This window comes from Microbacterium sp. NPDC090007 (assembly GCF_044748345.1).
Classification (GTDB): domain Bacteria; phylum Actinomycetota; class Actinomycetes; order Actinomycetales; family Microbacteriaceae; genus Microbacterium.
This window is the reverse complement of the sequence record NZ_JBIVFV010000001.1, coordinates 307,083-333,157: the sequence shown is the minus strand read 5'-3', so window position 1 is coordinate 333,157 and position 26,075 is coordinate 307,083. Positions and strand designations below refer to the sequence as shown.

The window sequence follows — 26,075 nt, the reverse complement described above, 5'->3', positions numbered from 1 at the left end:
TCCTCGTCCACGGTGGAGGATTCGCGTGGCGGACATTCTAGTGCGCACCCCGGGGCTCGCTCGCGCGCGGGCAACGACGGGTCCGCGCCGGCCTTTGCGGAGGGCCGCCGCCGCCCGACGGGAGGACGCTCGTCTCCTTCGGTCGGCGGCTCCGCGCTCCGGCGATGTTCGTCTCGCGCACGACACGCCGTGGCGAAACCGGTCAAATCGGCCAGAATCCGCGTAATTCCGCGGTTCGGTTGATACTGTCGAGGCGGTCTCCCGACCACCGAGGAGAATTCCTCCTCGTCCGCGTAACGAGAGGCGACGCGCGTCGTCGCCTGGAGGACAACCACATGGCCGACAAGTCCATCACCAAGACCGAGCTCGTCGCGAGCATCGCCAGCGCGACCGGGCAGAGCCAGTCCGCCGTGTCGGGCGTGCTCGACTCCCTCTTCTCCACCGTCTCCGAGGCGGTCGCCAAGGGCAGCAAGGTCTCGATCCCCGGCTGGATCGCCTTCGAGCAGGTCGCGACGTCGGCTCGTACGGGCCGCAACCCGCAGACGGGTGAGGAGATCTCCATCCCCGCCGGCAAGCGCGTCAAGGTCACCGCGGGCTCCAAGCTCAAGGCCGCCGTCAAGTAATTCGACCGCGAACCTTCGAGGGGGGATGCCACCGGCATCCCCCCTCCGTCGTTCGTCGGCGACGTAGGCTGTGGGGGTGAATCCCCGACTTCTCCGCGTCGCGGGACCCGTCATCCTGGTCGTGGTCTCGTTGGTCGCCGTCGTCGCGGGCCTGGCCTACGGAGGAGGGGCCGCCGAGGCGCAGCTCGCCGACCCCGGACCCTTCGTGCGCTGGGGTCTGCCGATCGCCACGGTCGTGGTCAACCTGTCGGCCGCCACCATGGTCGGATCCCTCGTGCTCGCACTGTTCGCCCTGCGCGCGGGCGAGCGGTCCTTCGAGATCGCGCTGGACACGGCATCCATCGGCGCAGCGGTCTTCACCGTCTCGGCCGCGGTGACGGGCTTCCTCACCTTCCTCAACGTCATCCCCGCCTCTCCCACCCTCGACGCCGTGTTCGGACAGCAGCTCGGGCGCTTCCTGGTCGAGAGCGAGGTCGGGCCCGCCTGGCTGATCACCACGATCGCCGGAGCGGTGCTGACCGTGCTGACCTTCGCCGTGCGCTCGTGGGTGCCCACCCTGATCGTGGCGATCCTCGCGCTGGCGTCGCTGATCCCGATGGGCACGCAGGGGCACGCGGGCGACGAGGCGAGCCACAACGCCGCCGTCACCGCACTCGTGCTGCACATCATCGCCGCGGCGGTGTGGCTCGGCGGTCTCGTCCTGCTGGTCGTCGTGCGGCCCGCGATGTCGCGGACCGACCTGCAGAAGACGCTGCTGCGCTACTCCTCCATCGCGCTCGTCGCCTTCATCGTCGTCGCGGTCTCGGGGACGGTGCGGGCCTCGATCGGTCTCGTCGGCCTGCAGAACATCTGGTCGGCGTACGGCATCCTCGTGCTGGTCAAGGTCGCCGCGCTGCTCGCGATGGGCGTCCTGGGCGCCTGGTACCGCCGTCGTCTGATCTCGCGCATGGCCGACGAGCCCGGCTCGCGCCGCTTCTGGGGCGTCATCTCTCTCGAGCTGGTGTTCATGGGCGTCGCCAGCGGCGTCGCCGCCGCCCTCGCCCGCACGCCCCCGCCCGTCGAGGCGCCGCTGGTCGGACGCACCCCCGCCGAGGTGCTGACGGGTGCGCCGTTGCCCCCCGATCTGACCTTCGAGCGCTGGTTCACCGCGTGGGAGATCGATCTGCTGTGGACGCTCGTCGTGGCGTTCGGCGTGTTCTTCTACCTCGCGGGCGCCTGGCGTCTCCTGCGTCGCGGCGATTCGTGGCCGATCGCCCGCACCGTGCTGTGGGTCCTGGGCATGCTCGGGGTGTTCTGGGTCACGTCGGGACCGATCAACGTCTACCAGGACTACCTGTTCAGCATGCACATGATCGGGCACATGCTGCTGTCGATGGCGATCCCGCTCATGCTCGTGGCCGGCGCCCCGGTGTCGCTCGCGGCGCGGGCGATCCGCAAGCGCGACGACGGCACGCGCGGAGGTCGCGAGTGGATCCTGTGGGCCGTGCACAACCCGGTCGCCAAAGTGCTGACCAACCCGTACGTCGCGGCGGGGCTGTTCATCGGCTCGCTGTGGGCGTTCTACTACACCGACCTGTTCCGCTGGTCGCTCTACGACCACGTCGGGCACATCTGGATGGTCGCGCACTTCCTCGTCACGGGGTACCTGTTCGTGCTGAGTCTCATCGGCATCGACCCCGTGCCCTACCGCCTGCCCTACCCGCTGCGCCTGCTGGTGCTCATCGCGGTCATGGCGATGCACGCCTTCTTCGGCATCGCGATCATGATGAACTCCGGCCTGATGGTGGCCGAGTGGTTCGGCGCGATGGGGCGCACCTGGGGCGCGACGCCGCTGCAGGACCAGTACGTCGGCGGCGGTGTCGCCTGGTCGGTGGGCGAGATCCCGACCCTCATCCTCGCGATCGCGGTGGCGATCCAGTGGAGCCGCAGCGACGAACGGCAGCAGAAGCGTCGCGACCGCCACGTCGACCGCGTCGGCGACCTGGAACTCGACGCCTACAACGAAGAGCTCGCCCGGCTCGCCGCGCGCGACGCCCGCCTCGCGGAGCGCCGCGGCTGATCCGGGCTCCCGAGGCGCCGTGCACTAGGGCGGGGGTTCGGGCGACACGCCGGGGGTGGATGCCTCGCACAACGGCGGGAGTTCGGGCGACACGCCGAGGGTGGATGCCGCGCACAACGGCGGGGGTTCGGGCGACACGCCGGGGGCGGGAGGCCGCGCGGCGGCGCGTCGGTGAAAGGGCCTGCCGTTGTGTCCAGGGGGCGGGAGGCCGTGCGGCGGCGCGTCGGTGAAAGGGCCTGCCGTTGTGTCCAGGGGGCGGGCGGCCGGACGGCGGCGGGCGGGCGATCAGTCGGCCGAGCCGCCGATGAGGATGGAGGCCGACCCGTCGGGCAGCACCGAGATCCGGCCGTCGACGGTGAAGGCCACGTCCTCTTCGACGGTGCGGACGCTGCCGTCGAAGATCGAGCGGATGTCGACCTCGATGCGCGCGACCGCCGGGGCGTCGGGGATGCGCCATCCCGCTCCGTCGGGCACGACGCTCACCTGCGGCTGCTCGACGATGGACCACGAGGGGGCGTCGTCGATGCGGTTGCGCACGGTGAAGCCGAACGGGCACCCGGTGGGCTGCAGCACCTTCTGCTCGGCGCACGAGCTCAGGAACTCCTCGACCCGCTGCTGCACGATACCGATGAACTCGGTCGTGGGCTCGGCCTGCACGTCGACCGGGATGCCGGCCATCGGCGCATCCGCCAGTACGGCCACGCCCGGGGTCGCCGAGATGGCGGTGTCGACGGCGACCGAGTACAGCCCGGGCGAGAACACCAGCAGGGGCAGGTCGGCGGAGGGATCGGCATCCGCTCCGTCGATCGAGACCTGACGCTTGTCGACCTCGAATCCGTTCACGGCGAAGCGCATCGATCCCTCGACCGAGAGCTCCATCACCGCGAGGGGGCTGCGGGCGAAGCGCCACCGCGGCAGCAGGCCGCCCGCGATGTCGGGCCGGACGTCGAATGTGGTCCGACCGGCGTACCCGCCCGCGGTGTACGACACCGTGACGCGCGTGAGGTCGCCCTCGGTGGTCTCGTCGACGACCGCGGCATCGGTCAGGGCGACGATCGACTCGGGGCGCAGCAGCGCCTCGGACGCCGTCGCGGGCAGCCCCGCCGCTTCGAGCTCCGCCGAGTCGACGGCGACGCCGGGCACCGCCAGCGCTTCCGCGGTGCGGCGGTCCTGCAGCAGCTCGAGGTAGTGCAGCACGAAGGCGCGCGGACTGTAGAACTCCCGGTAGAGAGAGGCCGCGCCCGCGCCGAGCGCCGCGATCAGCAGCGCTCCGATGAGGGCGATGACCACGAGGGCGCGCCCCGGGCGCGCGGACGCAGCCGCGACCCCCCTGGGCGTCGCGGGGCCCCCGCCGGCAATGTCCACGCACCCAGTCTAGGAACTGGCGCCTGTGCGGTGCCCGCGGGTCAGTCCATGACGAGCGACTGCACCACCGCGACGGCCGCGAGCTGCCCGCCGGCGAGGGCGGCGGCGAGCGAGAACAGGGGACCGGGAAGATGGTCGGGCTGCGCGATGTCGCCCACCGCGTACACGCCCTCGACGCTCGTGCGCCCGAAGGCGTCGGTGCGCAGGGCCCCGCTGTCCTGCCGCAGCAGGTCCAGGCGGTCCAGGAACGCCGCCCGCACGCGCCACGTCGGTGCCGCGAACGCCCCGGCGACCTCGACGGCCGAGCCGTCGTGCAGGTGCAGGCGCAACCCGTCGTCCCTGCCGACGACCTCGCGCACCGCGGCCGGGTCGATCACGAGAACCTCGGATGCCACGGGCTCGAGCATGCGCGCGAGGACGGCGGCGTGCGGTGAGGCGTTCAGGACGGCGACGGGGCGACCCGCGAACTCGTGGCCGTGGCAGAACGGGCAGTTGGCCACCGTGTCGCCCCAGTGCGCGGCGAGTCCGGGGATGGGCGGGAGCTCGTCGGCCACCCCCGTGGCGAGGATGACCGCGTGAGTGCGCAGCGCCTCACCGCCGGCGTCGACCCGGAGGGCGTTGTCCTCTCGCTCGACGCCGGTGACGGCGGCATCCCTGATCTCGACCGTGTCGTAGGCGGCGATCTCGGCGCGGGCGATCCGGCGGATCTCGGCGGGGTCGCGTCCGTCGTTGGTGAGCAGGTTGTGCGCGTGCCGCACGGTGGCGTTGCGGTATTCGCCCGAGTCCAGCAGCAGGGTGCGCCGGTGCATGCGCCCCAGCGTGAGGGCCGCCTGCAGGCCGGCGGGGCCGCCGCCGATGATGATCGCGTCGTACACGTTGGGTCCTTCCGCTTGTGTTCTCGTCCATCGTGTGACTTCATGTCGACATGAAGTCAAGCGGGATCGAGATGGACGAGTCGATCGGTGAGGCGGCCGCGCGGTTCGGTCTGGACACCCACGTCCTGCGGCACTGGGAGGCCGAGGGGCTGCTGCACCCCGGGCGCGATGCCGCCGGACGCCGACGTTACGGCCACGGCGCTGCCGTGCGCATCGCGGTGATCCTGCGCAACAAAGCCGCGGGGCTGTCGCTCGAACAGATCCGGGTGCTGCTGGACGAGGACGCCCCCGACCGCCACCGCGTGCTCGAAGCCCACATCGCCGAACTCGATCGCCGCGCCGCCGAGATCGCCCAGGCCCGCGCGATGACCGAACACGCGTTGCGCTGCCGGGCGCACGACATTACCGCCTGCCCGCGGTTCCGCGGCCACGTCGACGACGTGCTCTCGGGCGAGGCGCACTGGCTGCTCGACCGCACCCATCCGATGGGCGGCCCCGTCCCCACCTCGCCGCCCGCGACGACGCGCGCGAACTAGCATGAACCGGTGACCACGCCGCCCCTCTCCGCCGAACAGCAGGCGCTGTTCCGGCTGATCGAGGACACGCGTGAGCACGTCTTCGTCACCGGCCGCGCGGGAACGGGCAAGTCGACCCTGTTGCAGCACCTCGCCTGGAACACCAAGAAGCAGATCGCGGTGTGCGCGCCCACGGGCGTGGCGGCCCTGAACGTCGAGGGGCAGACGATCCACTCGCTGTTCCGCCTGCCGATCGGTCTCATCGCCAACGGCGACATCGACCAGAACGACGCCACCCGCAAGATCCTGAACGCGATCGACACCCTCGTGATCGACGAGATCTCGATGGTCAACGCCGACCTGATGGATGCCATCGACCGCTCGCTGCGCCAGGCGCGCGGCCGGCGCGCGGAGCCGTTCGGCGGGACCCAGATCGTCATGTTCGGCGACCCGTATCAGCTCGCCCCCGTCCCGCCCCGCGGCGACGAGATGCGCTACATCCGCGACCACTACCGCTCGTTCTGGTTCTTCGACGCGAAGGTGTGGTCGGGCGAGGCCGCTGCCGACGGACTCATCGACATCGGCCGCCACGGGGCCGACCTGCACGTGAACGAGCTCGTCGAGATCCACCGGCAGTCCGACCCGGGGTTCAAGCAGCTGCTGAACGCGGTGCGCTACGGACGCGTGACGGCCGAGATGGCGAGTGTGCTCAACGCCGCGGGGGCGCGGACGCCGCCGCACCCCGCCGACGGCGAGCACCCGATCATCACCCTGGCCACGCGCAACGACCGGGTCAACACCATCAACCGCCGCCACCTCGACGAGCTCGTCGGTCGCACGCAGACCGCCAACGCCGAGATCTCGGGCGACTTCGGCCGTGGCGAGGCGAATTACCCGGCCGAGATGGAGCTCACTCTCAAGGTGGGGGCGCAGGTGATGTTCCTGCGTAACGACAGCGCGCAGTTCGGCGAGGCGCCGCGCTGGGTCAACGGCACGATCGGCACGGTGACACGCATCGCGGGCGACAGCGTGCGCGTCGAGGTGGACGGCATCGCGCACGATGTCGAACCGGCGGTGTGGGAGAGATACCGCTACGCGTACGACCCGGGCACCAAGAACCTCTCGCGCGAGATCGTGGCGGAATTCACGCAGTTCCCCCTGCGTCTGGCCTGGGCGGTCACGATCCACAAGTCGCAGGGCAAGACGTACGACCGCGCGGTGGTGGACCTGGGGGCCGGAGCCTTCGCCCCGGGGCAGACCTACGTCGCCCTCAGTCGGTTGACCTCGCTCGACGGCCTGTATCTGACGCGGCCCCTCCGCCCGGCCGACATCCGCGTCGACGAGGACGTGCGGCGCTTCATGAAGCAGGCGTGGCTGGCGCGCCAGGACGCCGCGGCGCGGCAGGCCTGACCCGCGAGCGACCGCTCAGGCGACGCGGGCGGCCTTGGCTCGGGTGAGGTCGGCGAACAGCTCGGTGGTGAAGCGGTAGGCCACGAGCACCTCGGCGATCACTCGCTCCTTCTCGTCGTCGTCCCACGGGGCGGCGTCGAGCTGCTCGCGATAGACGCTCTTGAAGGCTTTGGGATCGGCGATGTCGCCGAACAACAGGAAGCCGATGCCGTTGGTCTCGAAACCGAAGCGTCGCTGCATCAGTCGCCCGATCGAGGGGCCACCGGACAAATCGCCCACGAAGCGGGTGTAGTGGTGGGCGACGAATCCGCCCGGCCAGGTGGCGGCGACGCGGCGGATGCGCGAGACGTAGGCCTGCGTCGTGGGCAGCGGGTGGATGCGGTCGCGCCATTCGGGACCGAGCAGGAACGCGAGGTCGGCCTCGAGCGCGGGCAGACGCGAGTGGTGATCGCGGACGAACACGGATGCCACCGGATCGGTGCGCATGAGGAGCGCGGCGTCTTCGAGCGCGGCGTAGAGGAACCAGTGCTGGGCGATCAGGGCGATGTAGTCGTCGCGCGTACCCGCACCGGAGAGCAGGTCGGTCATGAACCCGTCGCACTCGCGCGCGGAGTGCGCGGCGCTGGAGCGTTCGCGCAGAGCCGTGGAGAACGGGGCGACGGCGTTCATGCGGCCATCATACGCACAAACTTAGGCTGACCTAACCCCTGATTCGGCCCGCGGATCGGTAGGCGCACCCCGTCGTGACGCAGACGTGACGGCCGAGGGACGCAAGGGGCGGGTTCGCTCAGGTGCCGTGTGTTTGAATCTTTCGAGAGCGGACTTCGTCGCGCTCGGAAATGCGGGGGGTACACATGCGCGGATGGCGTCGTTCCGCGGCCATCGCGATCGCGGGCGCGGGCGTGCTCGCCGTCGTCCTGAGCGGCTGCACGGCCGAGGGGCCGGTCGCGGTGAACGTCCCGACCCAGGTGGACGGCCCCCTTCCCGAGGCGACGGTCGCCGAGATGCGCGACGCGGTCACCGCGGCGATCACCGCCACGGGGTCCACCGGCGCGATCGTCGGCGTCTGGGCGCCCTGGAGCGGCACCTGGGTGTCGGGCGTGGGCACGCAGTCGCCCGGCGGAGCAGAAGTGACCCCCGATCTGACCTTCCGCGCGGGCGAGGTCACCGGCGCGATGACGTGCGATGCGCTGTACATCCTCGACGCCGACGGCACGCTGTCGATGGACGATCCCGTCACCACGTGGGTGAGCGGCCTGCCCGGCTACGAGGCCATCACGCTGCGGCAGCTGTGCGACGGCACCTCGGGTCTGGGCTCGTACACGACGATCCTCGACGGCATGGTGCTGCAGAACCCCGACCGCGTGTGGAATGCCCGCGAGCTCGTCGCCTACGGCATCTCGCAGCCCCGACGCAACGCGCCGGGTGAGGCGTTCTCGGCGTCGGCCACGAACGCCGACCTCGCCGGTCTGGCCGTCGAACGGGCGACCGGCGAGTCGCTGAGCACCGTCATCGCCGAGCGGGTCACCGGGCCCCTCGGGCTGGCGGCCACCGGCATCCCCGCCCCCGCCGCGGCCACCCCCGGCCCGTCGTCACTGACCGGCCACTGGTCGCAGCCCAACGGCGAGGGTGCGTTCGACTGCGCGGCACCGCTCGAATTCAGCACGATGTCCTCCAGCTACGGCGGGGCGTCCGCCGGGGCCGTCACCGACATCGACGACCTCGGTCGCTACGCGCAGGCGCTCGCGACGGGGGCTCTGCTTCCCGCCGAGAACGACCGCTTCGCCGCCCCGGTGCCCGTCGGCGGCGACCAGCCCACGTGGTTCACCGCGGCCGGTGGGGCCTACCAGGCCGGCTCCCTCATCGGGAAGTTCGGGTGGACCCCCGGCTACCTCGTCGGCGCGTTCGCCGACCCCCAGACGGGGATGTCGGTGGCCGTGGTCCTGAACAACTCCGCGGGCGACAAGAACACCGGCGCCTGGCTCGCCTGGCAGCTCGCGGCCATCGCCTCCAAGGCCCCCGCCGCGGCCGGACAGACCATGCCCGAGGCCGGCCTGCCCTGGACCGCCGAGCAGATGCGCGACACCATCGCCGGCGCCGCGATCTGCGCCCCACCCGCCGGATGACGACGCGGTGACCGGGCGGGGCGGCCCCGGCTCGGCCGCATCCCTCGTCCTGGTGGGGCTCATCTGCCAGGAGGTCGGCGCGTCGTTCGCCGTCATGCTGTTCCCGCAGACGGGTCCGCTCGGCATCGTCATGCTCCGGCTGCTCTTCTCGGCGCTGCTGCTGCTGGCCATCGCCCGGCCGCGGCTCGCGGGGCACTCGGGCTCCGCCTGGCGGGCGGTCGTGGGGTTCGGGCTGGTGCTGGCATCCATGAACGGGCTGTTCTACCTGGCCCTCGAACGCCTCCCCCTCGGGGTGACCGTCACCATCGAGGTGCTCGGCCCCCTCACCCTGTCGATCCTGACCGCGACCGGGCTCGCGCGCTGGCTCTGGGCCGGTCTCGCCCTCGCCGGAGTCGTCGCGCTGGGCGCGGGCGGATGGGACCGTCTCGACCCCCTCGGGGTGCTGTTCGCGCTGGGCGCGGCGGTCAGCTGGGCGCTGTACATCCTGGCCTCCGCCCGCGTGGGTCGGGAGTTCCCCCGCCTCGACGGCCTCGCCCTGGCGATGGCCGTGGGAGCGGTCATCGCGCTGCCGTTCGGGATCTGGCAGGCGGGTCCGGCGCTCCTGCGCCTCGACATCCTCGCGCTGGGCGCCGCGGTCGCGTTGCTGTCGTCGACGATCCCGTACGCCCTCGAGCTGGTGGCGCTGCGCCGGCTCGCGGCATCCGCCTTCGCGATCCTGATGAGCCTCGGCCCCGCGACCGCGTCGATCGCCGGGTTCCTGCTCCTCGGGCAGCGCCTGTCGTGGCTCGAGATCATCGGGATCGGCCTCGTGATCGCCGCGAGCATCGGTGCCGTGCTCGCCGCCGCCCGTCGCACCGCCGGCGGGCGGCATCCCGGGCCCGACGCCGAGGAACCCCTCAGCGAGCCCGTCGGCTGACGAGGCGAACGCGGGATGCCATCGCCCGCCGCGGACGCAAGGGGGCCGTGGCGCGGGGCCGCGTTGGCGAGGATGACGGTATGAGCGACGACGACCAGACCCGCGCGGACTTCGACGAGGCGGTCAACATGACCGCGAGCGAACTGAAGAAATGGCTCGACACCGACGAGTCGAAATCCGTCGGCCAGAAGAAGGACGGCGGGGAGTCGACCGGCCACGAGAGCGGGCGGCACATCGTGCGGATCCTCGAGAAGAAGAAGGCCGACCTCACCGACGACGACTACGCGCACATGCGGAAAGTCGTGGGCTACGTCAAGCGCCACAGCGCCCAACGCCCGAAAGGCGACGTGACGGACACCGACTGGCGGTACTCGCTGATGAATTGGGGCAACGACCCGCAGAAGTGACCGGCGTCAGGATGTCGTGAGGATTGCGCTCGCGTCATAGCCGCGCACGGTACAACGGAGGACATGCCCATCATCGACAGCGCCGTGTACGTCGACGGCCGACGCATCGAGAACCCGGCGAGCCTGGACCAGACCTTCGAGTACATGGAGGCGCACGGGGGCATGGCCTGGATCGGGCTGCTGCGCCCCTCGCCCGATGAACTCGAGCGGGTCGCCGCCGAATTCTCGCTTCACCCCCTCGCGGTCGAGGACGCCCTGACCGGACACCAGCGTGCCAAGCTCGAGCGCTACGGCAGCAACCTCTTCGCCGTGCTGCGCCCGGCGCGCTACATCGACGCCACCGAGACGGTGGAGTTCGGCGAGCTGCACGTGTTCATCGGGCCGGACTTCGTCGTCACGGTACGCCACGCCGAGGTGCCCGACCTGTCCGAGGTGAGACGACGTCTCGAGAAGAACCCCGAGCTGCTGTCCCGTGGTCCCGAGGCGGTGCTCTACGCGATCCTCGACGAGGTCGTCGACCAGTACGACCCCGTCGCGCGAGGGATCCAGAACGACGTCGACGAGATCGAAGACCAGCTGTTCAGCTCCGAGGGCGCCGAGCTGACCCAGCGCATCTACGAGCTCGCCCGCGAGGTCATCCACTTCCAGCGCGCGGCCGAACCGCTGCGCGACATGCTCGGGGCCCTGCTGCGCGGGGCCGACAAGTACGGCGTCGACATCGAACTGCAGCGCTCGCTGCGCGACGTGCTCGACCACGTCCTGCGTCAGTGCGAGAAGCTGACGGCCCTGCGCGCGATCCTCGACAACGCCCTCACGGTCAACGCCACGCTCGTCACGCAGCGGCAGACCGAGACCTCGCTCGAACAGAACGAACAGGTGAAGAAGATCTCGGGATGGGCGGCGATCCTGTTCGGTCCGTCCCTCGTCGGGGCGATCTACGGGATGAACTTCAAGAACATGCCCGAGCTCGACTGGACGTTCGGATACCCGATGGCGCTGGGCCTGATGGCGGCCACGTCGTACGGTTTGTGGCTGACGTTCCGGCGCAAGCACTGGCTCTGATCCCGGCGTCGCGACCGCTCTTCCCGTGCCCTCCGCGCTTGTCGGACGGGCGTTGCGCGAACCGAGTGGTTCGATGGGGGCATGACCGAGATCCCCTCGCGCCCCGGCGACGCCGTCGAGTCGCCCGTCACCTCGACGATGCAGCTGGAGGACAGCGGGTACCACAAGCGCCTGTCGGCGCGGCAGGTGCAGATGATCGCGATCGGCGGCGCGATCGGAACCGGCCTGTTCCTCGGCGCCGGTGGTCGTCTGGCCCAAGCGGGCCCCGCCATCGTCATCTCGTACGCCGTGTGCGGGCTCTTCGCGTTCTTCATCCTGCGCGCGCTCGGCGAGTTGGTTCTGCACCGGCCCACATCGGGGTCCTTCGTGTCGTATGCGCGGGAGTTCTTCGGCGAGAAGGCGGCGTTCGTCTCGGGCTGGTTCTACTGGCTCAACTGGGCCACCACGACGATGGTCGACATCACGGCGGCCGCCCTCTACATGAACTTCTTCGGCACGTACGTGCCGTGGATCGCCGCCGTCCCGCAGTGGGTGTGGGCGCTCGCCGCCCTCGTGACCGTTCTGGCGGTCAACCTCGCCTCGGTCAAGGTGTTCGGGGAGCTGGAGTTCTGGTTCGCGCTCATCAAGGTCGCCGCCCTCGTGGCGTTCCTGCTCGTGGGCATCTTCTTCGTCGTGTTCGGAACGCCCACCGGAGCCCCCACCGGCTTCTCATTGATCGCCGACAACGGCGGATTCTTCCCCAACGGCATCCTGCCCGCCATCATCCTCATGCAGGGCGTGGTGTTCGCCTACGCGTCGATCGAACTGATCGGCACCGCCGCGGGCGAGACGAAGAACCCCGAGAAGATCATGCCGCGGGCCATCAACTCGGTGATCTTCCGCGTCGCGGTCTTCTACGTCGGCTCGGTCCTGCTGCTGTCGCTGCTGCTGCCGTTCACCGCCTACTCCGCGGACGAGAGCCCCTTCGTGACGTTCTTCGCCTCGATCGGGGTCCCCGGCGTCGACGTCATCATGAACCTCGTCGTCCTGACCGCCGCCCTGTCCTCGCTGAACGCCGGGCTCTACTCCACGGGTCGCATCCTGCGCTCGATGGCCGTCGCCGGATCGGCGCCGAGGTTCGCGGCACGCATGAACAAAGCCGGCGTGCCCTACGGCGGGATCGCGATCACGGCCGTGGTGGCGCTGCTGGGCGTGGTGATCAACTACGTCAACCCGTCCGACGCCTTCGAGACCGTGCTCAACGTCGCCGCCGTCGGCATCCTTGTCACCTGGGCGACCATCATCGTGTGCCAGATGCGTCTGAAGCAGCTCGCCGATCGCGGTGAGCTCGTCCGTCCCTCGTTCCGGCTGTTCTGGGCGCCCTACACCAGCTACCTCACCCTCGCCTTCCTGCTCGTGGTGCTCGTGCTCGTCTTCGTCGACTCGCCGTCGACGCTGATCGTGGCGATCGTGGCGAGCCTGCTCATCACTGCCGGGTGGTTCGCGTGCCGCACGCGCATCGCCGCGCTCGCCGCGGAGCGCGAGGGGTACACGGGCACGGTGCCGGTGGTGCCGAGCCCGTTCCCGCAGTCGCGCGGCCCGAAGGACTGAGCCCGCGGGCTCCGCGCTCGCGCTCCGGCTTCGGCGGGGGCGCCGCACGTGCACCCGTGCTCCTGCGTCGAGTGTCCAGAACACGCCGCGGGAGCTCGTGCCGTGCGGCGTGTCTTGGACACTCGACAGGGCGGTGGGGCGCCGCGCACCCGTGCTCCCGCGTCGAGTGTCCAGAACACGCCGCTGGGGGCCCACGCCATGCGGCGTGTCTCGGACACTCAACAGGGGCCGTGGGCGCCGCACGTGCACCTGTGCTCCCGCGTCGAGTGTCCAGAACACGCCGCGGGGGCTCGTGATGTGCGGCGTGTCTTGGACACTCGACAGGGCCGTGGGGCGCCGCGCACCCGTGCTCCCGCGTCGAGTGTCCAGAACACGCCGCAGGGGCTCGTGACGTGCGGCGCGTCTTGGACACTCGAGAGTGGCGGGGGCGGGGGCGGGGCGGGCCGGGGCGGGGCGGGGCGGGGGCGGTCAGTCGGGGAAGGGCCAGCCGCAGTAGGCCTCGGAGAGATAGGCGCGGGCGTGCTCGGACTCCACGACGGTGCGCAGTTCGCCGAGCTGGCGGCGACGGTCGAAGTCGGTGGCATCCGGAGCCGCGTGCAACAGGCTCGTCATCCACCACGAGAAATGCTGGGCCTTCCAGATGCGCCGTGAGGCGGCGTCGGGGTAGGCGTCGAGGCCGCGCTCGTCGTCCTCGAGCAGCAGGCGCCGCAGGGCCTCGGCGAGCAGGCGCACGTCGGCGATCGCGAGGTTCATCCCCTTCGCGCCCGTCGGTGGAACCGTGTGCGCGGCGTCGCCCACGAGGGCCACACGTCCACGACGCAGCGCGTGCGCCACGAAGCTGCGGAAGCGCAAGACGTCGCGTTGGAAGATCGGGCCCTGCTTCAGCGTCGTCCCGGGGACGCGCTTCTGCAGTTCGTCCCACAGCTCGTCTTCGCTCGAGGCCGCGGTGTCGGTGTCGGGGGCGCACTGGAAGTACATCCGCTGCACGGTGTCGGATCGCTGGCTGACCAGGGCGAAGCCGTCGGGGGAGTTGCTGTAGATCAGCTCCTCGCTGCTGGGCGGCGCCTCGCACAGGATGCCGAACCAGGCGAAGGGGTACTCGCGGAAGTACCCGCCCTGGCTCGACCCGGTGACGGTGGCCCGGGCGACGCTCCGGGAGCCGTCGGAGCCCACGACGAACTCGGCCTCGATCTCGAACGGTCGACCGTCGGCGTCGTGGGCGCGCACGCGGGGGTGCGCGGTCTCGGCATCCGCGATGCCCTCGGCGGTGACGCCGAAACGCAGATCCTGCCCGGCCGCGAGGCGCGCGGCGATGAGGTCCTTCAACACCTCGTGCTGGGGATACAGCCACACGGCACGACCGACGGATGCCGCGAAGTCGATGCGATGACCCTCTCCCTCGAAGCGCAGTTCGATGCCGTCGTGGCGGTGGCCCACGGTGCGGGCGCGGGAGTGCGGGCCGAGGGTGTCCAGCAGCTCGACGGTGCCCTGCTCGAGGATGCCGGCGCGGATGGTGCTCTCGATCTCGTCCCGCGAGCGCTGATCGACGACGACGGAGGCGATGCCCGCCGCGTCGAGCAGGTGCGAGAGCAGGAGCCCCGCGGGTCCCGCGCCGATGATGGCGACGCGGGTGCGGACGGTGGTGGTCATGGCGTCTCCTTCGACGGCGGCTGTGGTCGATGGTGCGCGCGCCGCACGCCGTGCGGGCGTGCATTCTCATTGATCGGGATGCCGTGCGGCATCCGTCGCGCTCACGCGCCCCCCGTCGAACGTCCACGAAACACCGTCACGTCGCGCGGTGTGCGGCGTGTCCTGGACCCTCGACGCAGCGGTGGGCGCGGGCCGCGGGCGGAGAGGCGGGGCCGGGGCGGGGCCGGGCGGGGCCGGGCGGGGCCGGGGCGGGGCCGGGCGGGGCGGGCCGGGGCTGTCGAGTGTCCACGAAACGCCGCGACGGGTCGTGCGGTTGCGGCGTGTTGTGGACACTCAACGGAGGGCGGGGCCGGGGCGGGGCCGGGCGGGGCCGGGGCGGGGCCGGGCGGGGCCGGGGCGGGGCCGGGCGGGGCGGGCCGGAGCTGTCGAGTGTCCACGAAATGCCGCGACGGGTCGTGCGGTTGCGGCGTGTTGTGGACACTCAACGGAGAGACGGGTGGGGAGGGGGGGGAGGGGGGGGTCAGCGGCGGTAGCCGAGGGCGCGCTCGGTGTCGCGGGCGGCGCGGTGCAGCTCGACCAGGGCGAACTGCGTCTCGGCGTCGCGCGGGAGCACGACCGAGAGGGCGGCGATCACCGCCCCGGTCTCGTCGCGCACGGGCACCGCGACGCCGGTGGAGACCTCGTCGACGTATCCCGGCGCGATCACGCGGCCGAGCGTGCGGATCTCGGCGAGGGTGCGGCGCAGCTCCGTCGGGTCGACGATCGTGTCGGCCGTGACCCGCTGGAGGGGGCCCGCGAACACGCGCTCCTGCAGATCGTGCGGGGCGAAGGCGAGCAGCACGAGTCCCGACGACGAGGCGTGCAGGGGCAGGCGCCCGGCGACCCGCGTGATGTTGGCGCCCGATTCGGGGGCGCTCAAGCGCTCGAGGAACAGTGCCTCGTCCTGCTCGAGGATCGCCAGCTGGGTGTGCTCGCGCACGCGCTGCTGTACGCGTTCCATGTACGGCAGCGCGGCCTGGCGCAGGCGCAGGGCGTGGGACGACCTGGTGGCCAGTTCCCATAGCCGCATGCCGACGCGGACGCGGCGTTCCTCGTCGCGCTCGAGGAGGCCGGCATCCACCAACTCGTTCACGATGCGGTGCGCGGACGAGCTGGGCAGGCGCGCCCGGCGGCCGATATCGGCGGTGGTCTGCGCGGTGCGCGTGGGCGTGAAGGTCTCGAGGATGCGCACGAGTCGGTCGGTCACCGAGTCGCCCGAGGGGGAGTTCGCCACGGACCCAGGATGCCATGACTCCCATTCAGCGGGAACGATCGGCCGCGCCGCGCGGTGATGTCCGACGATGGAGGGGTCGAAGGAGACCCCATGACGAACGCCCCCGCCGCCGCCCCGGAATCGCTGCTCGCCGCGCCCGACCAGGCGACGCAGGCCGAGATCGTCCGCGAGATCCGCGCCCGCCACGACGAGCTCGAACGGGCCGAGGCCGCCGGGGAGCGGGTGGCGGCGACCGCCCACGACTTCCCCGCCTACCGGTCGAGCGTGCTGCGGCATCCGACGAAGAATCCGAAGCTCGTCGACCCCGAGACCATCGAGCTGTTCTCGCCCGCGTTCGGCCAGCGCGACGTCGCGGCGATCGAGTCGGACCTCACCCTGCAGCACGCCGGGGAGCCCCTGGGCGAACGGATGACGGTCCAGGGCCGACTGCTCGACTCGTGGGGGCGTCCGGTGGCGAACCAGCTGATCGAGATCTGGCAGGCGAACTCGGCCGGCCGTTACATCCACCAGCGCGACCAGCATCCCGCGCCCCTCGACCCGAACTTCACCGGGGCCGGACGCGCGATCACGAACGGCCGGGGCGAGTACCGCTTCACCACCATCAAGCCCGGCCCCTACCCCTGGAAGAACCATCGCAATGCCTGGCGTCCGGCGCACATCCACTTCTCGGTGTTCGGCTCGTCGTTCACGCAGCGCCTCGTGACGCAGATGTACTTTCCGGGCGACCCGCTGTTCGCACTCGACCCGATCTACAACTCCATCCCCCGGCAGAAGGACCGCGACGCCCTCGTCGGCGTCTACGACCATGACCTGACCGCGCCCGAGTGGGCGACGGGGTACCGCTTCGACATCGTGGTCGACGGGCCGGACCAGACGTATTTCGAGGCGCAGGACGAGTGAGATGACGACGACATCGACCGGCGACGCGGACGTCGCACCCGCCGGAGGGCGACACCCGGTCCCCGCCAAGATTCACCGCGCCACCCCCGGGCAGACGGTCGGCCCGTTCTTCGCCTACGGCCTGCGGTACCCGAGACAGCACGAGGTCGTCTCTCCGCATTCCCCGGGCGCGATCGTGCTGTCGGGCACGGTGTACGACGGCGCGGGAGCGCCGATCCCGGACGCCCTGGTCGAGATCTTCGGGGCGGATGCCGATGGCTCGGTGCCCCGTTCCCGCGGGGCGTTCCGCCGCGACGACCACACCTTCACCGGCTTCGGGCGCGCCTTCACCGACGACGAGGGACACTACTCGTTCTGGACGCGGGAGCCGGGCGGCATCCGGGGGCGAGCGGGGTTCTTCGCGGCGATCGTGTTCGCGCGCGGACTGCCCGACAAGCTGCACACGCGCATCTACCCGCCCATCGACGGTGACGCCCTCGCCGACGATCCGCTGTTGTCCACGCTGACGGCGAAGGAGCGTGCGAGTCTCGTCGCGGCCCGGACGCCCGACGGGTACCTGTCGCACGACATCCGGCTGCAGGGCGAGAATGAGACGGTGTTCCTTGCGTTCTGAACCTCTGCCGCGCATCGATCTCGGGCTGCTCTCGCCGGTGAGCGTGGGCCACGACGCCCTGGTGTCCGACGCCGTCGTGCTGGGCGCGCTCGTGCGCGCGGAGTGCGCGCTGGTGACGGCGTACGTCGAGGTCGGCGCCGCCCCGGAGCGCTCGCGCGTCGACGTCGAGCGCGCGCTCGGCCTCGACGACCCGGACGGCGACCCGGCCGCCGGACTCGACATCGATCGCCTGGTCGAAGCGTCGGTGAACGGAGGAAACCCCGTGATCCCCCTGGTCGGGATGCTGACGCAGCTGGTGCCGGCCGCGCAGCGCGCCTGGATCCACCGGGGGGCGACGAGCCAGGACATCCTCGACACGGCGCTGATGATGCTCGCGCGGCGCGCGGTGGTTCAGGTGCGCTCGTCGCTCGCGCGTGCCGGCCGCCGAGCCCGCCGGCTCGCCGTCGCTCACGCCGACGACGTCGCGGCCGCCCGTACCCTGACCCAGCACGCCGTGCCGACGACGATCGGCGCCCGCGCCGCGACCTGGGCGCGCGGCATCGAGCGCGCCGTGCAGCGCATCGATGCCCTCGCATTCCCCGCGCAGCTCGGCGGAGCCGGGGGGACGTTGGCGTCGTTCGTCGAGATCACCGGTTCGACGGATGCCGCAGCGGCCCTTCCCGCGGCGTTCGCCCGGGCGGCGGGACTCGATGCGCCCGACGGGCCGTGGCACGTCACGCGCTGGCCCATCACCGAACTCGCCGACGCGCTCACGCAGGCGATCGACGCGCTCGGCAAGGTGGCCGCCGACGTCGCGACGCTGAGTCGGACCGAGATCGCCGAGGTGGCCGAGGGGGTCGGCGGCGGCTCGTCGGCCATGCCCCAGAAGCAGAACCCCACCGAGGCCGTGCTCGTGCGCTCCGCCGCCCTGCGAGCGCCGCAGCTCGCGGCGACGCTGCACCTGGCATCCGCCCTCGCGGTCGACGAACGCCCGGACGGGGCGTGGCACGCCGAGTGGCCGACGCTGCGCGACCTGCTCCGACTCGCCCTCGGCGCGTCGGAGCACGGCGCCGCCCTGCTGACGCACCTGAGGATCGACCCGGTGGCGGCCGAGCGCACCCTCGGCGCCTCGGCGGGACGCGTCGTGAGCGAACGTCTTCGCGGGGTGCTCGTCCCCCGCATCGGAACCGCGCGCTTCGCCGCGCTGCTCGCCGGTGACGACGAGATCGAGGCGCGAGTGCGAGGCATGCCCGAGGCCGCCGATCTCGACGTCGACGCCCTGCTCGACCCCCGCGGGTACCTCGGCCTGGCCCCGCGTCTGGCGCGCGGCGCAGCCACGGCACCCGATCGCCGGGACCCCGCGGGATCGCGCCTCGACACCGACGGGGGAGACGAATGAGCACGGGGCCGCTCGTCACCCTCACCGCACCGGTCGGTCCCGCCGACGCGCCCCTCGTCGTCCTCGGGCCCTCGCTCGGCACCTCCACGATCCTGTGGGAGGACGTCGTCCCCCTGCTCGCCGACGACTACCGCGTCGCCGCCTGGGACCTCCCCGGGCACGGGGCGGGGCCGCTCGTGCGCGAGGCGTTCACCGTCGCCGATCTCGCGGATGCCGTGGCCGCCGCCGTCGCCGACGACACCTTCTCGTACGCCGGCGTCTCGCTCGGCGGGGCCACCGGACTCGAGCTCGCGCGCCGTCACGGGGGTCGCCTGCGCGGGGTGGCGGTCGTGGCATCCGGAGCCGTTCTCGGCGACCCCGGGTCGTGGGCCGAACGCGCGGCGCAGGCGCGCACGCAGAGCACGTCGAGCCTGATCGTCGGGTCTGCCCAGCGCTGGTTCGCGCCCGCGTCGATGGCGCGCCGCCCCGCACTGAGCGGGCGCCTGCTGCACGCGCTGCAGGACGCCGACGACGAGGGCTACGCCCGGTGCTGCGACGCGCTCGCCGCCTTCGACGTACGCGCGACGCTGGGCGAGATCACCGTGCCGGTGCTCGCCGCCTGGGGCGCGTTCGACGCCGTCGCCCCCGAGGCCACGTCCGTCGAGATCGCCGCGGGCGTCGCCGACGGCCGCGTCGCCCGCATCGATGACGCCGGCCACCTCCCTCCCGCCGAGCAGCCCGAGGCCGTCGCGGTCCTGTTGCGCTCGTTCTTCGCCTCCCTCCCGGGAAAGGACGCCTGATGCCCACCGATCGGGAACGCCACGACCAGGGCATGGCCGTGCGCCGCGCCGTGCTGGGCGACGCGCACGTCGACCGCGCCGTCGCCGCGACCACCGGCCTCACCGCGGACTGGCAGGACTTCCTCACGCGCGTCGCGTGGGGGGACGTCTGGTCGCGCCCCGGCCTGGACCGCCGCTCGCGCTCGATCGCGGTGCTCAGCTCGCTCATCGCGCACGGCCACCACGAGGAGCTCGCGATGCACCTGCGCGCCGCGATCCGCAACGGGCTGACGATCGACGAGATCCGCGAGGTCATCCTGCAGGCCGCCGTCTACTCGGGGGTGCCTGCGGCCAACACGGCGTTCCGCATCGCCGCGCAGGTCTTCGCCGAGAGGGACGAGCGGTGATCGACAAGACCGTCCCCGACGTCGCGGCGGCCGTCGCCGGCATCCGCGATGGATCGACCGTCATGATCGGCGGATTCGGACGCGCGGGTCAGCCGGTCGAACTCATCGACGCCCTCATCGCGCACGGGGCCTCGGGCCTCACCATCGTCAACAACAACGCCGGCAACGGCGACACCGGGCTCGCCGCACTCCTGGCCGCCGGGCAGGTGCGCAAGATGATCTGTTCGTTCCCACGCCAGAGCGACTCGTGGGTCTTCGACCGGCTCTACCGCGCGGGCCGGGTCGAGCTCGAACTCGTGCCCCAGGGCAACCTCGCCGAGCGCATCCGCGCCGCGGGCGCGGGGATCGGCGGGTTCTTCACCCCCACCGGTTTCGGCACGCAGCTGGCCGAGGGCAAAGAGACGCGTCGCATCGACGGGCGCGACTACGTGCTCGAGTATCCGATCCACGCCGACGTGGCGCTCGTCAGCGCGCGCGCCGCCGACCGGTGGGGCAACCTCGTCTACCGCGAGACCGCCCGCAACTTCGGACCCCTCATGGCCGCCGCGGCCACCACCACCGTGGTGCAGGTGGACGAGATCGTCGAGCTCGGCGCGCTCGACCCCGAGGCCGTCGTGACCCCGGGACTCTACGTCGACCGTGTCGTCGCGGTCGGCGAGCGCGCGTGGCTGCGCGAGGGCGTCTTCGTCGGCGGCGTCGACATCGAGGGCCGTGCGCTGACCGAGGAGGCAGAACAGTGACCACCCGCATCCCCCGCGCGCACCTGGCCGCCCGCGTGGCATCCGACATCCCCGAGGGCGCGGTGGTGAACCTCGGCATCGGCGCCCCGACGCTGGTGGCCGACTACCTGCCCGCGGGGCTCGAGATCGTGCTGCACACCGAGAACGGCATGCTCGGCATGGGCCCCGCCCCCGCGCGCGGACGGGTCGACCCCGACCTCATCAACGCCGGTAAGCAGCCCGTCACCGCGCTCGCCGGAGCCGCCTACTTCCACCACGCAGACTCGTTCGCGATGATGCGCGGCGGCCACCTCGACGTGTGCGTGCTGGGGGCGTTCCAGGTGTCGGCCGGGGGCGACCTCGCCAACTGGTCGACCGGCGAGCCCGGCGCGATCCCCGCCGTCGGCGGGGCGATGGACCTCGCGATCGGTGCGAAGGACGTCTACGTCATGACCGATCTGCTCACCAAGGGCGGCGAGCCCAAGCTCGTCGCCGCGTGCACCTACCCGCTGACCGGGGTCGGGTGCGTCTCCCGCGTCTACACCGACCACGGCGTCTTCGACGTCACCGCCGACGGCTTCCGCGTGCGCGAGCTGTTCGGCGACAACACCCACGCCGAGATCGAGCAGCTCCTCGGCATCGATCTGGAGGCCTGAGACATGCCGTCCTCTTACGTGTACGACGCCGTCCGCACCCCCTTCGCCCGGCACGGCAAGGCGTTCGCCGATGTGCGGCCGGACGATCTCGCGGCCACCGTCATGGCATCCGTCGTCGAACGCACCGGGATCGACCCGGCCCGGATCGATGACGTGGTCTTCGGCGACGCCAACCAGGCCGGTGAAGACAATCGCAACGTGGCCCGCTTCGGCGCGCTGCTCGCGGGCTTGCCGTCGTCGGTGCCCGGCACCACGATCAACCGCCTCTGCGGATCGTCTCTGGATGCCGTGATCCAGGGCTCGCGCGCGATCGAGGCAGGGGATGCCGACGTGATCCTCGCGGGCGGCGTCGAATCGATGACGCGGGCCCCGTTCGTGGTCGAGAAGAGCCCCCGGCCGTTCCCGGCGGCGAATCAGACGATGTGGAACACCTCGATCGGGTGGCGCATGACCAACCCGCGGCTGCGCACGGACTGGACGATCTCGAACGGCGAGAGCGCAGAGAAGCTCGCCGAGATCTACGGCATCTCGCGCGAGGAGCAGGACGCCTTCGCCGCCCGCAGCCACCGCCTGGCCGCCGCCGCGTGGGCCGCGGGGCGTTTCGCCGACGAGATCGTGCAGGTCGAGGGTCACGCCCTCGCGCGCGACGAGGGCATCCGCGACGACTCCACCGCCGAAGTGCTGGCGGGGCTGCGCCCGGCGTTCCGTGCCGGCGGTACCGTCACGGCCGGCAACTCGTCGCCGATCAACGACGGGGCCTCGGCGGTGCTGCTGGGGGCCGAGGGAGCCCTGGATGTCGAGCCCCTGGCCCGCATCGCGGGTCGCGCCGCGTTCGGAACCGACCCCGACGTGTTCGGCATCGCCCCCGTCGAGGCGGCGAACCGCGCGCTCGCCCGCGCCGGTCGGTCGTGGGGCGATGTGAGCTTCGTCGAACTCAACGAGGCGTTCGCATCGCAGACGCTCGCCTGCGCGAAGCTGTGGACCGAGCTCGACCCCGAACTGCTCAACCAGAACGGCGGCGCGATCGCCACCGGCCACCCCCTGGGCGCCTCGGGCGGACGCATCGTCGCCCGCGCGGCGCACGAGCTCAAGCGTCGCGGCGGCGGGGTCGCCGTGACGGCGATCTGCATCGGTGTGGGGCAGGGGCTCGCGGTGGTGCTCGAGCGCTGATGCGCGGCATCACAACCCCTTATGTCTCATTCATGCATAAGCCCGGTAGCGTGGAGGAGACCCCAGAGAGAGTGAGCGACGATGCTTCTCGAGAGAGACCTCATCCAGTCCGTCGGATTCCGCAACGTCCGCGAGGGCGGTGAGATCACCGGCTTTCAGTTCCGGGTGCGGATGCCGTCGTACCGCGGCATGGCGGCCTCGCTGATCGACGGCATCGGGGTCGGCATCCCCGGGCTGGTCGACGTCGCTCCCGACGTGCCGCTGTGGACCCTGCAGGGGCGGCAGTACACGCTCGCCGAGCTCTGGGACGGCGACGGCGTGCGGTGGCCCCTCGAGGACGCCGCGGTCGTCTTCGTCCCCCTGCCCGGCGGTCTGCCCGACGGCGTGCACGAGCTGTCCATCGAGTTGCGCCTGCGCATGTCCTACATCCCGCGGGAGCACCAGCCGAGCACCTACCGCGTCACCAAGAGCGTCACGCTCGCGCCCGAGGCATCCGGTGCCCCCTTCCGCTACGGCGTCTCGCTCTACAGCTACATGACCGACTTCGGCACCGTGATGGATCTCGAGACCGCCATGGCCTCGATCGCCGACCTCGGCGCGACCGGGCTCGAGATCCTCGGCGAGGCGCACGTGCCGAACTACCCGAACCCGTCCGACGAGTGGGTCGCGCAGTGGTTCGATCTTCTCGAGAAGTACGGCCTCGAGCCGACCAACATGGGCTCGTGGATCGACACGCGTCTGCATTCCAGCGGGCCGAACGGCCGCGACATGACGGTCGAAGAGGGCACCGCCGCCCTCCAGCGCGACCTGCGTCTCGCGAAGCGTCTCGGGTTCCGCTTCGTGCGGCCCAAGATCGGCGTCGTCTCGAGCGACCTCATCCCGCACCCCATCTGGACCGAGGTGGTCGAGGCGTCCCTCCCGCTGGCCGAAGAGCTCGACGTCGTCATCTGCCCCGAGATCCACTCGCCGACCCCGATCAAGCACGAGGTCGTCGACGACTACATCGCCCTCATCCGCCGCACCGGCACGAAGCACTTCGGCCTGCTGCTGGACACCGGGATCTTCCAGGACCGCCCCATCCCGCTCAAGCCCGGCGAACTGCCCGGGCACCGTCCGGCGTTCCTCGACGGCATCCACGTCGACCCGAACGACGTCTTCGACGTCATCGAGAACGTCGTGTTCATCCAGGCGAAGTTCCACGACATCGACGAAGAGCTCCACGACGCGCAGATCCCCTGGGAGCCCGTGCTCACCGCACTGAAGAACGCGGGCTACACCGGGTACCTGTCCAGTGAGTACGAGGGGGAGCGCGAGCCCTGGCGCTCGATCGAGCAGGTGCGCCGTCAGCATTCGCTGATGCGCCAGATCGCCGACCGGATCTGAGGAGGACGACATGCCCAACGGACTCATCCACGACGACAGCCTGCGCACGCACCCCGACGGGCTCGCGATACGCCTCACCATCCCCTGGTACCGGAGCCTCTGGCTGTCGTCGGTGACGACGCTCGCGCTCACCGTCGACGGGGAGGAAGTGGATGCCGACGACCTCCGCGTCGTGTTCGGTGACACCTCGTACGGCCTCGACGAACTGCCCGCGCAGAGCGAGCGCCTGTGGTTCCTGCAGGAGCACCCGCTGCTGGTCGCCCGTCGCGCGGAGCCGGTCGCCCTCGGCGAGACGCACGACGTCGTGCTGCACGGCGAGCTGCGTCTGCCCTACATGCAGATAGCGCCGGGGGCCGACGGAGGTCCGGGGATGTACGTGCCCAACGTCGTGCACGACGTCAGAACCCTCGCCGTGGTCGACGCGGACGCGCCGATCCCGGCGCTCGTGTCGGATGTCACGCCCCCGCCGCCCGCGGTCGAGGGCGACCCCTTCCGATTGGGCCTGACGTTGTACTCCGCCAGCGCGGAGTTCCGGGCCGGACACTTCGATTTCGACGGGCTGCTCGACCGGGTCGCGGAGCTGGGGATCGGCCCCGGCATCGAGATCGTGGCATCCCAGATGGTGCCGACCTACCCCGTCGTCGGCGACGACTTCGTGCGCACCTGGCGCGCGGCCTTCGACCGTCACGGGTTCGTCGCGAGCTCATTCGGAGCGAACCTCGACATGGGCCGTCGACGCGACCGCGACATGACCCCCGACGAGGAGTTCGCGTTCTCGACCCTCATGTTCGAGGGGGCGAAGAAGCTCGGCTTCCCCCTCGTGCGGATCCAGAGCGCCAAGCCCGAGCTGCTGCGCCGCCTGCTGCCGATCGCCGAGGACCTCGAGCTGAAGCTCGCGTACGAGATCCACGCGCCGATGGGGCCGAACGCCGAGCCGATCCTGCGCGTGCGCGAGACCTACGCCGAGCTCGACTCCCCGTTGCTCGGCTTCGTGGCCGACTTCTCCTCGACCATGCGCGCGATGTCGCCGACCCTGCTGCGCGCCGTCCGCCGCGCGGGCCTGGACGACGAGGCCGTCCGACGCCTGCAGGACATCTGGGCGACGGATGCCACGATGCCGGCGCGTCAGCAGGAGTTCCTCGGCTACCTGCGCGGACGCGACTTCGACCCCGGCCGTCTGGGGGCGTTCGCCCACCTCGCCTTCAACATGCACGGCCACGTCGATCCGCGCGAGTGGGCCGACATCATGCCGCAGATCCTGCACGTGCACGCGAAGTTCTACGACATCGACGACAGCGGGCAGGAGCCGGCCATCGACTACCCCGCGCTCGTGCGGGTGTTCGTCGAGGGCGGGTACCGCGGCTTCTGGTCGAGCGAGTGGGAGGGGCACGCCTTCGCCGAGCTCGGCGAGGTCGACCCGCTGCTGCTCGTGCGGCGCCAGCACGACCTCATCCGCGCGTCGATGCGGGCGATGCCGGTGGGCTGACCCGCCCGTCGAGGGCGTGCACGGGGCGCGCGCGTCCGGTTCGACCGGATGCGCACGCCCCTGTGCCCGCGGCGCGCCGACCGGCTGCCGAGGCCGTCAGGGAGCCGACAGCGTCAGGGACACCGTGCGCGTCAGCCGCTCGAGGAGCTCCGACCAGCGGTAGGCGTCGTCCGGCGTCGCCGTCGAGGTCACACCGAGGCCGAGGTAGCGCACGCACAGGCTGTAGAACACCTCGAACGCCCACACGGCGTCGTCGCTGGACAGCGTGACGCCGTGTGCGGCGGCCGCGGCCAGAACGGCGCGGACGAACACGGCCTGCCCGGCATCGCCCGAGCGTCGACCGCGCGCGAGGATCTCGGCATCGTCCACCCCCATCGCGAAGAACGGCGAGAGCAGGTCGCGGTTCTCGCGCAGGATGCCGCCGTACGCCGCGACGATCGCGGCGGTCGCCGTCTCGAAGTCCCTCGCGCCGATCCCGGCGGCCGCGACGCGTTCGGCGGTGTCCAGGTCGAGGCGGTCGAACTCCTGCGCCTGGATCACGCGCAGCAACTCCGCCTTGCTCGAGACCCGGCCGTAGATCGACCCGATCGAGACCCCGGCGCGCCCGCTGACCTCGGCCAGCGAGAACTGGCCGGTACCGCGCTCGTGCAGCAGCGCGAGGACGGCGGCGCGCACTTTCGCGAACGAGTCGCGACTGCGCTGCTGCTGGGGCTCGGACACGCCGCTCGCGCCTT

The 26,075-nt window shown here is 71.5% G+C and carries 25 protein-coding genes; 19 read left to right on the top strand and 6 right to left on the bottom strand.

The window, feature by feature from the left end; all coding sequences use genetic code 11:
• Window positions 1-335 precede the first annotated feature (335 nt).
• Together ACIPVB_RS01535 and ACIPVB_RS01530 are read left to right on the top strand one after the other, a co-directional pair.
• The gene (locus ACIPVB_RS01535; RefSeq protein ID WP_013584778.1) at window positions 336-623 is read left to right on the top strand and encodes an HU family DNA-binding protein; all 288 of its coding nucleotides are present in this window, start codon (window positions 336-338) and stop codon (window positions 621-623) included.
• A gap of 76 nt (window positions 624-699) precedes the next feature.
• Window positions 700-2,682, top strand: coding sequence for a cytochrome c oxidase assembly protein (locus ACIPVB_RS01530; protein ID WP_400366363.1), 1,983 nt, complete (start codon window positions 700-702; stop codon window positions 2,680-2,682).
• A 285-nt stretch (window positions 2,683-2,967) separates the two neighbouring features.
• Here ACIPVB_RS01530 and ACIPVB_RS01525 read toward each other — a convergent pair whose 3' ends face one another.
• Together ACIPVB_RS01525 and ACIPVB_RS01520 are read right to left on the bottom strand one after the other, a co-directional pair.
• The gene (locus tag ACIPVB_RS01525; RefSeq protein ID WP_400366362.1) at window positions 2,968-4,047 is read right to left on the bottom strand and encodes a hypothetical protein; all 1,080 of its coding nucleotides are present in this window, start codon (window positions 4,045-4,047) and stop codon (window positions 2,968-2,970) included.
• A 41-nt stretch (window positions 4,048-4,088) separates the two neighbouring features.
• Window positions 4,089-4,922: an NAD(P)/FAD-dependent oxidoreductase gene (locus ACIPVB_RS01520; protein ID WP_400366360.1), complete on the bottom strand. Its 834-nt coding sequence runs from the start codon at window positions 4,920-4,922 to the stop codon at window positions 4,089-4,091.
• Between the two features lie 50 nt (window positions 4,923-4,972).
• Here ACIPVB_RS01520 and ACIPVB_RS01515 point away from each other — a divergent pair, with 50 nt between their 5' ends.
• Together ACIPVB_RS01515 and ACIPVB_RS01510 are read left to right on the top strand one after the other, a co-directional pair.
• A complete protein-coding gene (locus tag ACIPVB_RS01515) occupies window positions 4,973-5,458 on the top strand; it encodes a MerR family transcriptional regulator (protein ID WP_400366358.1) in 486 nt (161 codons plus the stop codon).
• Window positions 5,459-5,467: 9 nt separating this feature from the next.
• Window positions 5,468-6,847 (top strand): ATP-dependent RecD-like DNA helicase, encoded by a 1,380-nt coding sequence (locus ACIPVB_RS01510; RefSeq protein ID WP_400366356.1) that lies wholly within the window; start codon window positions 5,468-5,470, stop codon window positions 6,845-6,847.
• 15 nt (window positions 6,848-6,862) lie between these two features.
• On the opposite strand, the gene ACIPVB_RS01505 is transcribed toward ACIPVB_RS01510, so the two are convergent.
• A complete protein-coding gene (locus ACIPVB_RS01505; protein WP_400366354.1) occupies window positions 6,863-7,516 on the bottom strand; it encodes a heme oxygenase (biliverdin-producing) in 654 nt (217 codons plus the stop codon).
• Between the two features lie 185 nt (window positions 7,517-7,701).
• Here ACIPVB_RS01505 and ACIPVB_RS01500 point away from each other — a divergent pair, with 185 nt between their 5' ends.
• The 5 genes from ACIPVB_RS01500 (at window position 7,702) to ACIPVB_RS01480 (ending at window position 12,948) form a co-directional block, all read left to right on the top strand.
• A complete protein-coding gene (locus tag ACIPVB_RS01500; RefSeq protein WP_400366352.1) occupies window positions 7,702-8,973 on the top strand; it encodes a serine hydrolase domain-containing protein in 1,272 nt (423 codons plus the stop codon).
• A gap of 7 nt (window positions 8,974-8,980) precedes the next feature.
• Window positions 8,981-9,889 carry an EamA family transporter gene (locus tag ACIPVB_RS01495; protein ID WP_400366350.1) on the top strand — a complete coding sequence of 303 codons (909 nt, stop codon included), beginning with the start codon at window positions 8,981-8,983 and terminating at the stop codon, window positions 9,887-9,889.
• 80 nt (window positions 9,890-9,969) lie between these two features.
• Window positions 9,970-10,296, top strand: a complete 327-nt coding sequence (locus ACIPVB_RS01490; protein WP_400366348.1) for a DUF3140 domain-containing protein — start codon at window positions 9,970-9,972, stop codon at window positions 10,294-10,296.
• Window positions 10,297-10,359: 63 nt separating this feature from the next.
• Window positions 10,360-11,358 (top strand): magnesium/cobalt transporter CorA, encoded by a 999-nt coding sequence (corA, locus tag ACIPVB_RS01485; protein WP_400366346.1) that lies wholly within the window; start codon window positions 10,360-10,362, stop codon window positions 11,356-11,358.
• A 138-nt stretch (window positions 11,359-11,496) separates the two neighbouring features.
• Entirely contained in the window at window positions 11,497-12,948 is a 1,452-nt protein-coding gene (locus ACIPVB_RS01480; RefSeq protein WP_400368169.1) for an amino acid permease, read from the top strand.
• A gap of 468 nt (window positions 12,949-13,416) precedes the next feature.
• On the opposite strand, the gene ACIPVB_RS01475 is transcribed toward ACIPVB_RS01480, so the two are convergent.
• Entirely contained in the window at window positions 13,417-14,598 is a 1,182-nt protein-coding gene (locus ACIPVB_RS01475; RefSeq protein ID WP_400366345.1) for a 4-hydroxybenzoate 3-monooxygenase, read from the bottom strand.
• Window positions 14,599-15,118: 520 nt separating this feature from the next.
• Window positions 15,119-15,871 (bottom strand): IclR family transcriptional regulator, encoded by a 753-nt coding sequence (locus tag ACIPVB_RS01470; RefSeq protein ID WP_400366344.1) that lies wholly within the window; start codon window positions 15,869-15,871, stop codon window positions 15,119-15,121.
• Window positions 15,872-15,961: 90 nt separating this feature from the next.
• Between ACIPVB_RS01470 and pcaH the strand changes: the two genes are divergently transcribed.
• The 10 genes from pcaH to ACIPVB_RS01420 all read left to right on the top strand — a co-directional run bounded on the left by pcaH (window position 15,962) and on the right by ACIPVB_RS01420 (window position 25,341).
• Complete coding sequence (gene pcaH, locus ACIPVB_RS01465; protein ID WP_400366342.1) at window positions 15,962-16,771, top strand: protocatechuate 3,4-dioxygenase subunit beta; 810 nt, start codon at window positions 15,962-15,964, stop codon at window positions 16,769-16,771.
• 1 nt (window position 16,772) lies between these two features.
• Entirely contained in the window at window positions 16,773-17,384 is a 612-nt protein-coding gene (gene pcaG, locus ACIPVB_RS01460) for a protocatechuate 3,4-dioxygenase subunit alpha (protein WP_400366341.1), read from the top strand.
• Complete coding sequence (locus tag ACIPVB_RS01455; RefSeq protein WP_400366340.1) at window positions 17,374-18,762, top strand: lyase family protein; 1,389 nt, start codon at window positions 17,374-17,376, stop codon at window positions 18,760-18,762. The genes pcaG and ACIPVB_RS01455 overlap by 11 nt, the downstream gene beginning before the upstream one ends.
• Window positions 18,759-19,541 (top strand): alpha/beta fold hydrolase, encoded by a 783-nt coding sequence (locus tag ACIPVB_RS01450; RefSeq protein WP_400366338.1) that lies wholly within the window; start codon window positions 18,759-18,761, stop codon window positions 19,539-19,541. Before ACIPVB_RS01455 ends, ACIPVB_RS01450 begins: the two co-directional genes overlap by 4 nt.
• Window positions 19,541-19,927 (top strand): 4-carboxymuconolactone decarboxylase, encoded by a 387-nt coding sequence (gene pcaC, locus ACIPVB_RS01445; protein WP_400366336.1) that lies wholly within the window; start codon window positions 19,541-19,543, stop codon window positions 19,925-19,927. Before ACIPVB_RS01450 ends, pcaC begins: the two co-directional genes overlap by 1 nt.
• Window positions 19,924-20,667 (top strand): 3-oxoacid CoA-transferase subunit A, encoded by a 744-nt coding sequence (locus ACIPVB_RS01440; RefSeq protein WP_400366334.1) that lies wholly within the window; start codon window positions 19,924-19,926, stop codon window positions 20,665-20,667. Before pcaC ends, ACIPVB_RS01440 begins: the two co-directional genes overlap by 4 nt.
• Entirely contained in the window at window positions 20,664-21,302 is a 639-nt protein-coding gene (locus ACIPVB_RS01435) for a 3-oxoacid CoA-transferase subunit B (RefSeq protein WP_400366332.1), read from the top strand. Before ACIPVB_RS01440 ends, ACIPVB_RS01435 begins: the two co-directional genes overlap by 4 nt.
• 3 nt (window positions 21,303-21,305) lie before the next feature.
• A complete protein-coding gene (locus ACIPVB_RS01430) occupies window positions 21,306-22,472 on the top strand; it encodes a thiolase family protein (RefSeq protein WP_400366330.1) in 1,167 nt (388 codons plus the stop codon).
• Window positions 22,473-22,553: 81 nt separating this feature from the next.
• Window positions 22,554-23,855, top strand: coding sequence for a DUF6379 domain-containing protein (locus tag ACIPVB_RS01425; RefSeq protein ID WP_400366328.1), 1,302 nt, complete (start codon window positions 22,554-22,556; stop codon window positions 23,853-23,855).
• Between the two features lie 10 nt (window positions 23,856-23,865).
• Entirely contained in the window at window positions 23,866-25,341 is a 1,476-nt protein-coding gene (locus ACIPVB_RS01420) for a DUF6379 domain-containing protein (RefSeq protein WP_400366326.1), read from the top strand.
• A gap of 96 nt (window positions 25,342-25,437) precedes the next feature.
• On the opposite strand, the gene ACIPVB_RS01415 is transcribed toward ACIPVB_RS01420, so the two are convergent.
• Window positions 25,438-26,061 (bottom strand): TetR/AcrR family transcriptional regulator, encoded by a 624-nt coding sequence (locus ACIPVB_RS01415; RefSeq protein WP_400366324.1) that lies wholly within the window; start codon window positions 26,059-26,061, stop codon window positions 25,438-25,440.
• Window positions 26,062-26,075 lie beyond the last annotated feature (14 nt).